Source organism: Streptomyces sp. NPDC058877 (genome assembly GCF_042742855.1).
GTDB lineage: Bacteria > Actinomycetota > Actinomycetes > Streptomycetales > Streptomycetaceae > Streptomyces.
The window spans coordinates 1-14,198 of the sequence record NZ_JBHYMF010000080.1 but is presented as its reverse complement, the minus strand read 5'-3'; the positions used below and the strand labels follow the sequence as shown (position 1 = coordinate 14,198).

At 72.4% G+C, this 14,198-nt stretch carries 14 protein-coding genes; 6 read left to right on the top strand and 8 right to left on the bottom strand.

Going from position 1 to position 14,198, the window contains the following annotated elements:
• Window positions 1-13 precede the first annotated feature (13 nt).
• Complete coding sequence (efeO, locus tag ACFW2Y_RS19680; protein ID WP_384880583.1) at window positions 14-1,171, bottom strand: iron uptake system protein EfeO; 1,158 nt, start codon at window positions 1,169-1,171, stop codon at window positions 14-16.
• Between the two features lie 352 nt (window positions 1,172-1,523).
• Here efeO and ACFW2Y_RS19675 point away from each other — a divergent pair, with 352 nt between their 5' ends.
• Window positions 1,524-2,192 carry a PhzF family phenazine biosynthesis protein gene (locus ACFW2Y_RS19675; RefSeq protein ID WP_384880580.1) on the top strand — a complete coding sequence of 223 codons (669 nt, stop codon included), beginning with the start codon at window positions 1,524-1,526 and terminating at the stop codon, window positions 2,190-2,192.
• 8 nt (window positions 2,193-2,200) lie between these two features.
• Here the strand turns inward: ACFW2Y_RS19675 and ACFW2Y_RS19670 are convergent, their stop codons facing one another.
• Together ACFW2Y_RS19670 and map are read right to left on the bottom strand one after the other, a co-directional pair.
• A complete protein-coding gene (locus ACFW2Y_RS19670) occupies window positions 2,201-2,851 on the bottom strand; it encodes a heme oxygenase (biliverdin-producing) (RefSeq protein WP_384880578.1) in 651 nt (216 codons plus the stop codon).
• 114 nt (window positions 2,852-2,965) lie between these two features.
• Window positions 2,966-3,823, bottom strand: a complete 858-nt coding sequence (gene map, locus ACFW2Y_RS19665) for a type I methionyl aminopeptidase (RefSeq protein ID WP_384880576.1) — start codon at window positions 3,821-3,823, stop codon at window positions 2,966-2,968.
• A 61-nt stretch (window positions 3,824-3,884) separates the two neighbouring features.
• Between map and ACFW2Y_RS19660 the strand changes: the two genes are divergently transcribed.
• Window positions 3,885-4,118, top strand: a complete 234-nt coding sequence (locus ACFW2Y_RS19660; RefSeq protein ID WP_384880573.1) for a hypothetical protein — start codon at window positions 3,885-3,887, stop codon at window positions 4,116-4,118.
• 50 nt (window positions 4,119-4,168) lie between these two features.
• Here ACFW2Y_RS19660 and ACFW2Y_RS19655 read toward each other — a convergent pair whose 3' ends face one another.
• On the bottom strand, window positions 4,169-5,518 hold the full coding sequence (locus ACFW2Y_RS19655; protein WP_384880571.1) for an MFS transporter: 1,350 nt from the start codon (window positions 5,516-5,518) through the stop codon (window positions 4,169-4,171).
• A 128-nt stretch (window positions 5,519-5,646) separates the two neighbouring features.
• Here ACFW2Y_RS19655 and ACFW2Y_RS19650 point away from each other — a divergent pair, with 128 nt between their 5' ends.
• From ACFW2Y_RS19650 to ACFW2Y_RS19640, 3 genes are read left to right on the top strand one after another with little or no spacing between them, the layout of a single operon-like run.
• The gene (locus ACFW2Y_RS19650; protein WP_384880568.1) at window positions 5,647-6,249 is read left to right on the top strand and encodes a hypothetical protein; all 603 of its coding nucleotides are present in this window, start codon (window positions 5,647-5,649) and stop codon (window positions 6,247-6,249) included.
• Between the two features lie 46 nt (window positions 6,250-6,295).
• Window positions 6,296-6,994: an NADPH-dependent F420 reductase gene (gene npdG / locus ACFW2Y_RS19645; protein ID WP_384880565.1), complete on the top strand. Its 699-nt coding sequence runs from the start codon at window positions 6,296-6,298 to the stop codon at window positions 6,992-6,994.
• Between the two features lie 24 nt (window positions 6,995-7,018).
• Window positions 7,019-7,255, top strand: coding sequence for a hypothetical protein (locus tag ACFW2Y_RS19640; protein WP_384880562.1), 237 nt, complete (start codon window positions 7,019-7,021; stop codon window positions 7,253-7,255).
• Between the two features lie 79 nt (window positions 7,256-7,334).
• On the opposite strand, the gene ACFW2Y_RS19635 is transcribed toward ACFW2Y_RS19640, so the two are convergent.
• Window positions 7,335-7,733: a hypothetical protein gene (locus ACFW2Y_RS19635; RefSeq protein ID WP_384880559.1), complete on the bottom strand. Its 399-nt coding sequence runs from the start codon at window positions 7,731-7,733 to the stop codon at window positions 7,335-7,337.
• 175 nt (window positions 7,734-7,908) lie between these two features.
• Window positions 7,909-8,703 (bottom strand): site-2 protease family protein, encoded by a 795-nt coding sequence (locus ACFW2Y_RS19630; RefSeq protein WP_384880557.1) that lies wholly within the window; start codon window positions 8,701-8,703, stop codon window positions 7,909-7,911.
• A gap of 153 nt (window positions 8,704-8,856) precedes the next feature.
• Between ACFW2Y_RS19630 and ACFW2Y_RS19625 the strand changes: the two genes are divergently transcribed.
• The gene (locus tag ACFW2Y_RS19625) at window positions 8,857-12,210 is read left to right on the top strand and encodes a BTAD domain-containing putative transcriptional regulator (protein WP_384880555.1); all 3,354 of its coding nucleotides are present in this window, start codon (window positions 8,857-8,859) and stop codon (window positions 12,208-12,210) included.
• A gap of 15 nt (window positions 12,211-12,225) precedes the next feature.
• On the opposite strand, the gene ACFW2Y_RS19620 is transcribed toward ACFW2Y_RS19625, so the two are convergent.
• Both ACFW2Y_RS19620 and ACFW2Y_RS19615 read right to left on the bottom strand, forming a co-directional pair.
• Window positions 12,226-13,086, bottom strand: coding sequence for an ABC transporter permease (locus ACFW2Y_RS19620; RefSeq protein WP_384880552.1), 861 nt, complete (start codon window positions 13,084-13,086; stop codon window positions 12,226-12,228).
• On the bottom strand, window positions 13,083-14,084 hold the full coding sequence (locus ACFW2Y_RS19615; protein ID WP_384880549.1) for an ATP-binding cassette domain-containing protein: 1,002 nt from the start codon (window positions 14,082-14,084) through the stop codon (window positions 13,083-13,085). Before ACFW2Y_RS19615 ends, ACFW2Y_RS19620 begins: the two co-directional genes overlap by 4 nt.
• Between the last annotated feature and the right edge of the window lie 114 nt (window positions 14,085-14,198).

Sequence of the window (14,198 nt, the reverse complement as noted above, 5' to 3'; positions counted from 1 at the left end):
GGTGGCTCGACGACTACTTGACGACGGCTGCGGCGAGCTTGGAGAGCGGCTCGGCCAGGGCGTTGACGCCGTCGGAGAGCTCCTTGCGCTCGGCCTTGCCGACCTTGTCGTACGAGGTGAAGACGTAGCTGTTCTTGTCCGTGCGGTACGTGTCGAGCAGCGTGCTCAGCGCGGCGAACTGCTTGTCGAGTTCGGCGACGAGCTTCGGGTCGTTCTTGGCGGCGACCGGCTTCAGCAGCTCGAAGGACTTCTGCGCGCCCTCGACGTTCGCCTTGAAGTCGACCAGGTCGGTGTGGGAGTAGCGCTCCTCCTCGCCGGTGACCTTGCCGCTGGCGACCTCGTCCAGGAGTTCCTTGGCGCCGTTGGCCATGGAGGTCGGGGTGATCTCGGCGGTGCCGACCCGCTTCTGCCAGTCGGCGAGGTCCTTGTCGAGGAGGTCGGCGAGCTGCTTCTCGCGGTCGCCGATCTTCTTGTCCTGCCAGAGGGCCTTCTCCAGGCGGTGCCAGCCGGTCCAGTCCGTGGCCGGGTCCTGGCCGTCCTCCAGGCCGTCCTCGCGGACGTCGACCTTGGGGTCGATGTCGCCGAAGGACTCGGCGACGGGCTCGGTCCGCTCCCAGCCGATGCGGGACTCTGCGTAGGCCTTCTTCGCGGCCTCGACGTCACCGGCGCGAACGGCGTCGGTGAAGACCTTCACCTTGGGCAGGGTCGTGTCGGCCTGCGCCTGGACGTACTGGCGGTAGGCGGCGACGGCGGCGTCCATCTCGGGGGAGCGCTTGGCGGTGGTGGCGCCCTTGCCGGTGGCCTTGACCGGCTGACGGATGCCGTCGCCCTTCATGCCGGGCTTGCAGGCGATGAGGTAGTCGCCGGCCTTGATCTCCGCGGTGAGCGTGGCCTTGGTGCCGGGGCCGATGTTCTCGCGCTCGGTGACGATGCGGTCGTCCGGGTAGAGGACGTAGACCTCGGTGACCTTGGAGCCGCGGTTCTCGACGGTCAGCTGCACGTGTCCGGCCGGGAACTCCTGCTTCGACACCTCGCAGGAGTCGTCCTTGGCGATGACGGTGACGACCTCGTCCCCCGCCTTGGCGTCGCTTTTCTCCGCGCAACCCGTGACGGCGGTCAGAGCTGCCGCGGTCGCGGCGGCGGTGACGACGGAGAGACGGACGGCTCGCATGAGGACTCCAGGAACGCGGGGACGGTGCTGAGGCGGACCTAACTTAACCGAGGCTTACCTCAGTGGTACCCACCCATCCCGTGATTCAGCTCTCAGGCCGGGCACGGAGGACACGGAGTGGTCACAGGGGGGCCATGGGGCCCTCATGGATTGGTCAAGGGAGGGTCAAGCGGGGCGAATTGCATGATGATGGTGCTGCTTGTGGCAAAAGGGCCGCTTATCCATGACTTTCTGGCGGTACGGCGCAGGTGACGCCTTCCGTCCCGGTGTCACGGTCGTCCTGCCCCCCGGGACGGGTGCGCCGTGCGAGGTCGGACCCCTGCCACTCCCTTCCGGATGGTTCAATTTCGGCATGAACACGACCGCCACTGACATCGACGTCCTGCGGGTCTTCTGTGCGGGCGACGGCCGGTACGGCAACCGCCTCGGAGTCGTGCGGGACGCCCGTACCCACCCCGACGAGTCCTCCCGGCAGGCGCTCGCCAAGGAGCTCGGCTTCAGCGAGACGGTGTTCGTGGACGACCCCGAGCGCGGTGTCGTCGACATCTACACGCCGGGCGTACGGCTTCCGTTCGCCGGACACCCGCTCGTCGGCGCCGCCTGGCTGCTCGATCTGGAGGTCGTCCAGCCGCCGGCCGGTGAGGTGTGGGTGCGCGGTGACGGGGAGTTCACCTGGATCGAGGCGCGCGCCGAATGGGTGCCGCCGCGCACCCTGCGCCAGTACGGCTCGGTCGCCGAAGTGGACGCCCTGGAGGTGCCCGAGCCGGGGGAGTGGATCTACGCCTGGGCCTGGGAGGAGGAGGCTGCGGGGCGTATCAGGGCGCGCGCCTTCCCCGGACGCGGCGACGGCATCGACGAGGACGAGGCGACCGGAGCGGCGGCGCTGCTCCTCACGGCCGAGTTGGGGCGGGCCCTGAACATCAGGCAGGGCCAGGGGTCGCAGCTGCTCACCGCCCCCGGCCCCGGCGGCATCGTGGAGCTCGGCGGACGCGTCCGCCTGGAAGGGACGCTCGCCCGCTGAGCCGACCCTCACGCGCTGAGCGGGAACTCCCCGCCCAGCTCGCGGAAGACCGCGCTGTTGAAGCGGAAGGCGCTCCGGCACTCGTCGACGATCCGCTGCTTCTCCAGGTCGTCGGCGTTCACCCCGTCCAGCAGTTCCCGGTACGTCCGCTTGAACGCGGCCGGGTTCACGATCCCCTCGAAGACGTAGAAGCGGACGCCGTCGCCCTTGCGGTCGAACCCCCAGGTCCGCTCCATCCGGTCGCGGATGATCTGGCCGCCCGACAGGTCGCCCAAGTAGCGCGTGTAGTGGTGGGCCACGTAGCCGGCCGGCCAGTCGCGGGCGCACTCGGCGACCCGCTCGGCGTACGCGGCGGTGGCGGGCAACGGGGAGAGCCCGGCGCGCCAACCAGGCCCGCGCAGATGGGCCAGGTCCCGCTCCAGGGCTGCCGTGCGGAACAGCTCGGACCGTATGAACGGCCCGGCGACCGGGTCCTCGCGCAGGGCCTCCGCGCCCTCCTCCAGGGCCCGGTACACGAACCAGAGCTGCTCCGTGTAGCGCGCGTACGCGGCGACGGCGAGGCGCCCACCCAGGAGGTCCCCCATGAAGGACGAGGACTCCGCCTCCGTGTGCTGTTCGTGCGAGGCCGTGCGGATGAGCGTCGAGAACGGCGTGGTCAAGGCATGCCTCCGGGACCGAATGGGACGGGAACCGGTGACGGTCCCGTCGAGCGGGGCTTGCCCGGCCGACCGGTTCCCGACGTCCTGTCGGTAAGACGCTACCCGTTTGCGGGGTCAGGGCAACGTCAGGATTTCCGCACCGCTCTCCGTCACCACGAGCGTGTGCTCGAACTGTGCGGTCCGCTTCCGGTCCTTGGTCACCACGGTCCAGCCGTCGTCCCACATGTCGTAGTCGTGGGTGCCGAGCGTCAGCATCGGCTCGATCGTGAACGTCATGCCGGCCTTGATCTCGGTGGTGTGGTGGGGCGAGTCGTAGTGCGGGACGATCAGGCCGGAGTGGAACGACGTGTTGATGCCGTGCCCGGTGAAGTCGCGCACGACGCCGTAGCCGAAGCGCTTGGCGTAGGACTCGATGACCCGTCCGATGATGTTGATCTGGCGGCCCGGCTTCACCGCCTTGATCGCCCGGTTCAGGGACTCCCGGGTGCGCTCCACGAGCAGTCGCGACTCCTCGTCGACGTCGCCGCAGAGATAGGTGGCGTTGTTGTCGCCGTGGACGCCGTTGATGTAGGCGGTGACGTCCAGGTTCACGATGTCGCCGTCCCTCAGGACGGTGGAGTCGGGGATGCCGTGACAGATGACCTCGTTGATCGAGGCGCACAGCGACTTGGGGAAGCCGCGGTAGCCCAGTGTGGACGGATAGGCGCCGTGGTCGCACATGTACTCGTGCGCGACCCGGTCGAGTTCGTCGGTGGTGACGCCCGGGGCGATGTGCTTGGCGGCCTCCTCCATCGCCCGGGCGGCGATGCGGCCGGCGATCCGCATCCGCTCGATGGTGTCGGAATCCTGCACCTCCGGCCCCGTGTACGGAGCCGGGGCGGGCTTTCCGACGTACTCGGGGCGACGGATGGAGCCCGGAACGGAGCGGTGGGGGGAGAGCTCCCCCGGAACGAGAAGCGACTGGCCAGACATGCCAGCGAGTCTAACGACCGGGTCTGGGGCAGCATGGTCACGAAGGAAGGAGCCGACGACGATGGCCCTGTTCAAGAAGCGCACCGTGGGCAAGCCCGGCGAGTGGTACTACTGCCTGGAGCACAAGAAGGTCGAGGAAGGACCGGAGTGCCCGGCGAAGGACCGGTTCGGCCCGTACACCAGCCGGGAAGAGGCCGCCCACGCCATGGAGACCGCACGCGAGCGGAACCTGGAGTGGGAGACCGACCCGCGCTGGCACGACGCCGCGGGAAAGGACCGGAGCCCGGACGAGTGACCGCGCGACGCCGGGCAGCACGTCCGGACCGCTAGGCCCGCCGGGACCGCTCAGGCGGCCCCGGCGGCCTGCTGCGGGGCGGACTCCTGCCCGTCCCGGGCCGCTTCTCCCGCGGCTTCCCGCTGGGCCTTGCGGCGCAAGGAGTCCGGGTCGGTAGCCGAGTCGTACCCGAGGAGCTTCGGCAGCGCCAGGCAGAGCAGCCCCACCGAGGCCACGCACGCCACGCCGCCCGACCAGACGGCCGCCCGGGTACCGGTCCAGCCGGCCATCGCACCCGACCGGACCTGGCCCAGCTGGGGGCCCACGCTGTAGGAGAGCACCTCGATGCCGGCGAGCCGGCCGCGCAGCTCCTCCGGGATCGTCTGGTTCCAGATGGTGGCCCGCCCCAGACCGCTCACCATGTCGCCCGCGCCCGCGAGCGCCAGGCACAACAGCACCGCCCAGACGTTCCCGAACCAGCCCGCCGCCGCGATCGCCAGGCCCCAGCCGGCCGCGCCCCCGGCCACCAGCAGTCCGTGCCTCCGCACCCTGGACGTCCACCCGCTGGTCAGGCCCAGGACCAGGGAGCCGACCGCGCCCGCCGCGTACATCAGGCCGAGCGACCAGTCCGCGTCCAACTCGTCCGCCAGGAAAGGGAAGATCGCGTTCGGAAAGGCGAAGAACATCGCGGCCAGATCGACCGCGTACGTGCCGAGCAGCACCGGTCGCGACCAGGCGTACCGCGCGCCCGCCGCGATGCCCCGCAGCGAGGGCTTCTCCGCGTCGTGCGCGGCCGGTGCGGGGGAGAGCCGACGGCACATGAGCACCGAGACCGCGAAACCGGCGAGCGTCACCCCGTAGGCGGGGGCATGACCCGCGTACGCCACCACCAGACCCGCGAGCGCCGGGCCCGCGATCGAGCCCACCTGCCAGCGCAACGAGTTCAGCGCCGCCGCCGCGGTCTGCTGCTCGTGCGGCACGATCCGGGCGAGCAGCGAATCCAGCGCCGGCCGCTGGAGCCCCGCCAGCGCCGAGACCCCGGCCGCGACCACGTACAGCGGCCAGAGCATCGGCTCCGGGAGCAGGGCGTTGAGCAGCAGGAGCAGCGCCAGCGCTCCCAGGCCCGCCTCGGTCCAGACGATCACCCGCCTCCGGTCGACCGCGTCCGCGAGCGCTCCGCCGTACAGGCCGAACACCACGAGCGGCACCAGCTCGACCGCGCCCATCGCACCGACCGCCAGCGGCGAACCCGTCAGTTCCTTGATCTGCAGCGGCAGGGCGATCATCGCCATCGCACTGCTGAAGTACGTGACGAGCCCCTGCACCCACAGGAGCCGGAAGTCGCGGGACGAACGCCAGGGCGTCAGATCGGGCAGCACCGCGGCGAGCTTCGCCCAAGCGGAAGGAACGAGGGAGGTCACGAGGGGCCATGCTCCGGTCCCCGCACGACGGCGGGCAACCGAATATCCGCCGCCACCGGGGCTCCCTTACGGGTGGAACCTGCCCGATCCGCCGCGCGCGGACGCCGGCTCGGGCAGGATGCGGGCCCATGGATGCCGTACGGGTCGCGTTGCTGAGGGAAGTGCTCGCCGGGACGGAGTGGCCGAAGGCCGCGCGCCGGTTCGCGGGCGTGCTTCGGACCTCGGTCGCACCGCAGCGGGGAGGACTGCTCCTGGTGGGGACGGAAGAGTACGAACCCTGGCACCTGGCGGCCCACCTGGTCGACGAATCCGCCTGGTCGGGGCTGCCCGAGCTGGTGCCGACCCTGGTCCGGCACCGGGTGCGACCCGGAGCCCCGGCGCACCTGGCGGTCGGGCTCGGCCGCCTGGAGGCCGCGGGCCGCGGGGCGACGCTGCTGCTGGTGACACCGGAGCGGCCGGACGCGGGGCTGCTGCAGCGGGTGCACGACGCCCGGCGGGCGGGCGCGACGGTCCTCTCCCTCGACGGCGGCGACGAGGAACTGGCGGGCCTGGCGCACGAGGCGCTCACGGTGGCGCCGGGCGCCGGGGTCGACCTGGACACCGTGCAGCACCTGGTCAGTGCGGCGGCCGGGGAGAACAGCCTGCCCTCCCCCCGGGGGAGCCGTCGCTTCCGCGACCGGCTCTCGGGCCTCGCGGACCGCTTGACGGCCCCGCCGCCGGCCCGCTGGTAGCGCTCGGTCGTCCCGGACGACCCGACCCGTCGGTAATGTCGGGGCCATGACTACGACTGAGAGCAAGCCCGCCCCCAAGGACCCGTGGGACCTCCCCGACGTCTCCGGCCTCGTCGTCGGCGTCCTCGGCGGCACCGGCGACCAGGGCCGCGGCCTGGCCTACCGGCTCGCCAAGGCCGGCCAGAAGGTGATCATCGGCTCCCGCGCGGCCGACCGCGCGCAGGCCGTGGCCGCGGAGATCGGCCACGGCGTCGAGGGCGCCGACAACGCCGAGACCGCCCGCCGCAGCGACGTCGTGATCGTCGCCGTGCCGTGGGACGGGCACGCCAAGACCCTGGAGTCCCTCCGCGAGGAGCTCACCGGCAAGCTGGTGGTGGACTGCGTCAACCCGCTGGGCTTCGACAAGAAGGGCGCCTACGCCCTCAAGCCCGAGGAGGGCTCCGCCGCCGAGCAGGCCGCCGCGCTCCTCCCGAACTCCCGGGTCACCGCGGCCTTCCACCACCTCTCGGCCGTCCTCCTCAAGGACGCCTCCATCGAGGAGATCGACACGGACGTGATGGTCCTCGGCGAGGAGCGCGCCGACGTCGAGGTCGTCCAGGCCCTCGCCGGTCGCATCGCCGGCATGCGCGGGGTCTTCGCCGGCCGACTGCGCAACGCCCACCAGGTCGAGTCGCTCGTCGCCAACCTGATCTCCGTCAACCGCCGCTACAAGGCCCATGCGGGGCTCCGGGTCACCGACGTCTGAGCCGGTCCCCGCACCGCGGCGGGCATGGGGGACACTGGACGGGCACCATCAGCCGCACCCGGACAGGAGCCGCCCCCCATGCCCCGCCTCGCCCTCTACGCCCTCGTGGTCTGCGCCCTGGCCGTCACGGCGGCCGTCGTCTCCTTCGTCCAGGGCAGTTTCCTCGGCGTCGTCTGGGTCCTCCTCGCGGGCCTCTCCTCCAACATGGCCTGGTACTACCTGCGCCGGGCGAAGGCGGAGAAGGCCGCCGCCCGGGGCTAGGGCCCCATCGGGCGAGGTCCGTCCCGCCGGACGGCCCGGGCGGTGCGACCGGACGTCGGACGGTCCGTGCCCGAAGTCCTCAGTGCCCGCGGCCCCACCAGGACAGCGTCACCGCCGCCGCCAGCAGGAGGCCGGCACCCGCCAGGAACCCTGCGGCCCCCGGGTGTCGCCGCGGGTCCGAGAAGGCGGAGAGGAGCAGGAGGGGGGCCGACGGGAAGAAGACGAACATCCCGAACCAGGAGCCGATCAGCGACCACGGCAGCAGCACTGCCGAGACGGCCCCGGTGGCCCACCGGAAGGCGGGGGGTCGGGCGTGGAACAACAGCGGTGCGGCGGTCAGCGCCGTGGTCGCGATCACCGGCGGGAGCGCGAAGAGGGGGTCCCCGGAGGGGATGATCGGCAGGAGCGGTGTGATCACGGCGCACACGACCAGACCGATCTGCCACGGATGAACGCTCTCGCACGCGGTGCCCCGCATGGCCGCCCCCCAGGGCTCGATTCCTTGAACGCGTTCAAGCTACCCTGTTCGGCGGCGCGCCCGGACGTCTGGTTCGACGGGGACCCCGTGGTCCCGCCCCGGCTCACGGCGGATCGGCGGTGGGCGCGCCGCGCACTCGCCCCACCCGCGTCCCCGGCCCCGTCGGGCGGTACGCCTAGGCCCCGCAGAACTCCGGGGTCTCCTCCCAGAACCGGAACAACTGCGAGCCGCAGTACCGGCTCAGCTCCGGCACGCCGAGCGAACGCAACAGGGCGTCGATCGCGTCGAAGAAGGCGGTGTTGATCGCCGGCACGAACAACAACGCGATCACGATGAAGAAGCCGTACGGCGCGTACGGCTCCACCTGCCGCTTCACCTTGGAGGACAACCAGGGCTCCACCACCCCGTAACCGTCCAGCCCCGGCACCGGCAGGAAGTTCAGGAGCGCCGCGGTCACCTGGAGGAACGCCAGGAACGCCAGCGCGTACCGGAAGGCGACCGGCACCCCCTCCAGCGCGTCCAGCCAGAACGGAGCCGTGCAGACGAGCGCGAACAGGACGTTCGCCAAGGGGCCCGCCGCCGAGATCAGGCTGTGCTTCCAACGGCCCTTGACCCGGCCGTGCTCGATGAAGACCGCGCCGCCCGGCAGACCGATCCCGCCCATGATCACGAAGAGCACCGGCAGGACGATGCTCAGCACCGCGTGCGTGTACGCCAGCGGATTCAGCGTCAGATAGCCCTTCGCGCCCACCGTGATGTCCCCGCCGTGCAGGGCGGTCCGGGCGTGCGCGTACTCGTGCAGACAGAGCGACACCACCCACGCCGAGGTCACGAAGAGGAAGACCGCCAGGCCCGTCGAGGCGGCGAAGTCCGTCCACACCGCCCAGCCGGTGACGGCCATGACGGCGAGGATCGCCAGGAAGACGGGGCTGATCCGCCGTTCGTGGCGCTGATGGGTGGCCGTGGTCATTGCGGGGGCTCCCGGGGGACGGAGTGCTGGTGTGCGGGAAACGTACCGGGTGCCGGGCCGAGTTCCGCCCCCCGGGCGGCCTCCGGCGGTCCGGCCCGCCCCCGGGAACGTCCTTCCGACGGGGCGCGAACCGTTCTCGCGGACAATGGGGGCGTGCGCTACTCCGTCCTCGGCCCGACCCTCGCCCACGCCCCCGACGGCACCGACGTGGCCGTCGGCGGCCCCCGGGTCCGTGCCCTGCTCTGCGCCCTCGCCCTGCGGGCCGGCCGGACCGTTCCGGTGGCCCACCTCGTCGACGAGGTGTGGCACGGCGACGACCCGCCGGCCGACGCGGTCGCCGCCCTCCAGGCCCTCGTCGGCCGGCTCCGACGCGCCCTCGGCCGCGACCGGGTGGTCTCCGCCGAAGGCGGCTACCGACTCGAAGCCCGGCCCGAGGACGTGGACGCCCGCCGCTTCGAGCGCCTCGCCGCCGAGGGCACCGCAGCCCTCGCGGCCGGCGATCCCGCCCGCGCCGCCGCCCTCCTCGACGAGGCCCTCGGACTCTGGCGCGGGCCCGCCCTCGCCGACCTGCCGGACCGGGATGCGGAAGCCGCCCGCTGGGAGGCCCGCCGGCTCGACGCCCGCCGCACCCGGCTCGACGCCGCCCTCGCCCTCGGCGACGCTCCCGCCGCCCTCCCCGAGCTCACCGCCCTCTGCACGACCCACCCCCTGGACGAACCGCTCCAGGCCCTCAGGATCCGCGCCCTGCGGGACACCGGACGGGCCGCCGAGGCCCTCGCCGCGTACGAGTCGGTCCGCCGCACCCTCACCACCCGCCTCGGTACGGACCCGTCGCCGGCCCTGCGCGCCCTCCACGCCGAACTCCTCGCCCGGACCCCGGGACCGCCGGCCGCCCCCGGGCATCCGCGCACCCCCGCCCCCGTACCGGGAAACCTGAGGGCCCGGCTCACCAGCTTCGTCGGACGCGACGGGGAGATCGCCCTCGTCCGGGAGGACCTGAGGGGCGCGCGGCTCGTGACGCTGCTCGGGCCCGGAGGGGCCGGGAAGACCCGACTGTCGCAAGAGGCGGCCGAGCGCGGCGCCGGGGACTGGCCGGACGGCGTGTGGGTGGCGGAACTCGCCCCCGTACGGGATCCGGAGGCCGTTCCCGAGGCGGTCCTGGTGGCGGTCGGCGCCCGCGAGACCGTGCTCCGCGGTGCCGGCGCCGAGGAACTGAGGGGCGGGGGCGACCCGCTCGTCCGGCTCGTCGAGCACTGCGCCGGACGCCGGATGCTCCTCCTCCTCGACAACTGCGAACACCTGATCGGTGCGGCGGCCGAACTCGCCGCGACGCTGCTCGCCCGCTGCCCGGAGCTCCGGGTGCTGGCGACCAGCAGGGAACCCCTGGGCGTCCCGGGAGAGGCGGTCCGACCGGTGGGCCCGCTGGCGACGGAGCCGGCGGTGCGCCTCCTCGGCGAGCGCGGCGCGGCGGTCCGGTCGGGGTTCCGGGTCGACGAGGACCCGGAGGCGGCGGCCGAGGTCGTGCGGCGCCTGGACGGGCTGCCGCTGGCGATCGAGCTGGCCGCGGCCCGGTTGCGGATGCTGACCCTGCGGCAGATCGCGGACCGGCTCGACGACCGCTTCCGGTTGCTCACCTCCGGTGCGCGGACGGTGCTGCCCCGCCAGCAGACCCTGCGCGCGGTCGTCGACTGGTCCTGGGACCTCCTCGACGGGGCCGAGCGGGCCGTCCTGCGCCGCCTCGCGGTCTTCACCGGAGGCTGCGACCTGGAAGCGGCCGAGGCGGTGTGCGCCGGACCGCCCGCCGCAGCCGGGGAGGGCGCCCCCGGCGAGCACGTCGGCGACGTCCTCGACGTCCTCGACGTCCTCGACGTCCTCGGCTCCCTGGTCGACAAATCCCTCGTCGTCGCCGTGCCCGGCGAGGACGGCATGCGCTACCGACTCCTGGAAACCGTCGCCGAGTACGCCGGAGAACGCCTCGACGAGGCCGGGGAGAGGGCCGGCACCGAGCGCCGGCACCTCACCCACTACCGCGAACTGGCCCGCCGCACCGACCCCGAACTGCGCGGCTCCGGCCAGTCCGCGGCCGTCGCCCGCTTCGGCACCGAGTACGGGAACGTCCGCACCGCCATGCGCCGTGCCGTGGACGCCCGCGACGAGGACGAGGCGCTCGTCCTCGTCCACGCGCTGCTCTGGTACTGGCAGATGCGCGACCTGCGTGCCGACGCCCTGTACTGGTCCAGGGCCGCGGCCGCCCTCGGCCCCGACCCGTTCGCCCCGCCCGCCGCCCCCGTCGTCCCGCTGCACGAGCCCTGCACGACCGCGCCCCCGCCGCTCTCCGAAGAACAGCGATGGGAGGCCAGGCGCGGGGTGAGACTCGTCGAACTGATCAACATGGACCACGAGACCGCGCGGTGGACCACCCCGGAAGGAGTGCGCCGACTGCGGGAGATGACCGCCGTCTACGCACCGGGTCTGCCCCAGACCTGCCGGCTGCCCGGGTCCTTCGCGGTCTTCGCCCTCCTCCTCATCGGTGAGGCCGGTCGACTGCGCGAACTCCTCGACACGACCGTCGAGGCCTGCCGGCGCCACGGTTACGCCTGGGAGCTCGCCAACGCCCTCCAGATGCGGGCCAACATGTCCGCCAACCGGACCGACCTGGCCGTCGCCGCCATTGCCGACGCCGACGAGAGCCTGGAGCTCTTCATACGGCTCGGTGACGCCTGGGGCGCGGCCGAGGCGCTCTCCGCCCGTGCGGAATCCCGTGAGCGACGGCTCGACTTCGAGGCGGCGGCCGAGGACTTCGCCGCCGCGATCGGCCATGCGGAGCGGATCGGCGCCCAGTCGCAGACGGCGCTGCTGCGGGCCCGGTACGCCGGCACGCTCGTCGAGACCGGCCGGCTCGCCGAGGGGGAGGCGATCCTGCGCGAGATCGTGGACGGCGGCCACGGCCGGGGCCACGAACCCCTGCTCGGCGCCCGTGTCTTCCTCGCCCTGGCGCTGGGCCGCAGCGGTCGCACCGCCGAGGCGCGCGACCACCTGCACGCGCTGCGGAAGGAGTTCGGTCCCGAGACCCTCTCCGTCTTCGAGGGCTTCACCCTCGGCAGCCTGGGCTGGCTGGACAACCTCGACGGACGCCACGGCTCCGCGTTCTCCCTGGCCGCAGAGGCGTACGAGCGTTCCCTCGGGGCACTGTCGATGATGGTGGCCCCGCAGATGCCCGCGGCCCACCTCGTCACGGCCGCCTGGGCCCTCGCGGGGCTCGGCGGCCCGGAGGCGAGGACCGGCGCGGTGCTCCTCGGCGCACAGGAGGGACTGGTCCCGCCGGGGCACCTGTCGCCGCCCGTGGAACGGGAGAACCTGGCCCGGGCGACGGAACTGTGCAGGTCCGTCCTCGGGGACCGTGACTTCGAGGCGGCACGCGCCGAGGGCGACGGCCTCTCCGTGGAGGAGGCCGCCGCCCTGCTCGGTCGCGCCGCGGACGCGATCGGTGGGCGCGCCGAGTCCTGATCCCGCGGTTCCGGCTCAGGTCTTCTTGCGGAACTTGGCGACCGCGAGGGGAGCCGTGACGAGGGTGATCAGCGCCGCCCAGCCGAGGGTCATCCACACCGAGTGGGCGACCGGTCCGCCGTTGATCAGGTTGCGGGCCGCGTCGGCGAGGTTGGACAGCGGGTTGTAGTCGGTGAAGGACTTCAACCAGCCGGGCATCGTGGTCGGCGGGGCGAAGATCGAGGAGCCGAACTGGAGCGGCATCAGGACGAGCATGGCCATGCCCTGGACGGCCTGGGCCGTCTTCAGGGTGAGGCCGAGCAGGATGAAGATCCACATGAGCGAGGCCCCGAAGACCATCGACAGGCCGATGGCGGCGAAGAGGTGGAAGACCGAGGTCTGGATCTCCAGGCCGAGCAGGAAGCCCATGCCGAGCAGGATGGCGGTGGCGATCAGCATCCTGCCGATCTCGACGACGATCTTCGCGATGAGGACCGAGGAGCGGGCGATCGGCATCGTCCGGAACCGGTCCATGACCCCCTTCTTGAAGTCGTCGTTGATGCCGACCCCGACGGCCATGGCGATGTTCATGCCCATCATCGCCATCAGGCCGGGCGTCACGTAGTTGACGTAGGCGTCGTTGTTGCCCTTGCCGGCGATGGCGCCGCCGAAGACGTACACGAAGAGCAGGATGAAGATGACCGGCATCAGCACGGCGTCGAACATCGACTCCGGGTCCTGCTTGATCTGGAGGGCGTTGCGCCGGGCCAGGGCGCCGATGTGGCGCAGATTGGCCCGCAGCCCGATCCGGCCCTCCGCGGCCGGTGCGGTCCGTGCCGGGGAAGCACCCGAACCTCCGGTCCGGGGCGGGTTCTTGGTGACCGTGGTCGTGCTCATGCGGCGACCTCCTCGGTGAGCGCGTCGGAATCGGCGGTCTTCTGGCCGGTGATCGCGAGGAACACCTCGTCCAGGCTGGGCAGGTGGGTGCCGATGTGGGCGATGCCGAAACCGCGCGCCCCCAGCAGGGCCACGACGGCGGTCAGCTGCTCGTCGGCGAGGATCGGCACGTACAGCGCGCCCTCGTCGGGCACGACGCTCGCGCCGGCGACCCCGTCGAGGCCGGTCTCCCGGAGCGCGGCGGCCATGGCTGGCAACTGTGTCGGATCCGTGGGGCGGACCTTCAGGGTCCGGCCGCCGACCTTCGCCTTGAGCTCGTCGACGCCGCCCTTGGCGATGACCCGGCCCCGGTCGATGACGGTCAGCTCGCTCGCGAGCTGCTCCGCCTCTTCCATGTACTGGGTGGTGAGCAGGACCGTCACGCCCTCGGAGACCATCCGCTGGACCTCGTCCCAGACCTCGTTGCGGGTGCGCGGGTCGAGCCCGGTGGTGGGCTCGTCCAGGTAGAGGACGGCGGGCCGTCCGATCATCGAGGCGGCGAGGTCGAGCCGCCGCCGCATGCCGCCGGAGTAGTTCATCGCGGGACGTTTGGCCGCTTCGGTGAGCGAGAAGCGCTCCAGCATCTCGTCGGCGCGGCGCCGGGCATCGGCGCGGGAGAGGTCGAGCAGCCGCCCGATCATGTACAGGTTCTCCCAGCCGGACAGCTTCTCGTCGACCGAGGCGTACTGGCCGGTGAGGCCGATGGTGCGGCGCAGTTGCCGGGGGTGCCGCACCACGTCGTAGCCGGCGACGGTGGCGGTGCCGGCGTCCGGCACGAGGAGGGTGGACAGGCAGCGGACGAGGGTGGTTTTTCCGGCGCCGTTGGGCCCCAGGACCCCGAGGACGGTGCCCTCGCGGACGTCCAGGTCGACCCCGTCGAGGGCCCTCGTCTCGCCGAACCGCTTCACGAGGCCCCGGACCTCGACGGCGTTGGTGTGTGATCGCGTCATGTCCACCATGGAACAGGCCGCCACCGACAATCCCCCGACAGATGACCGACAGCCCGCCGATGGGGGATGTCGGCGGGCTGTCGGAGGTGCCGCAGTGGTCTCAGGGGGTGGCTCCGCGCGGTC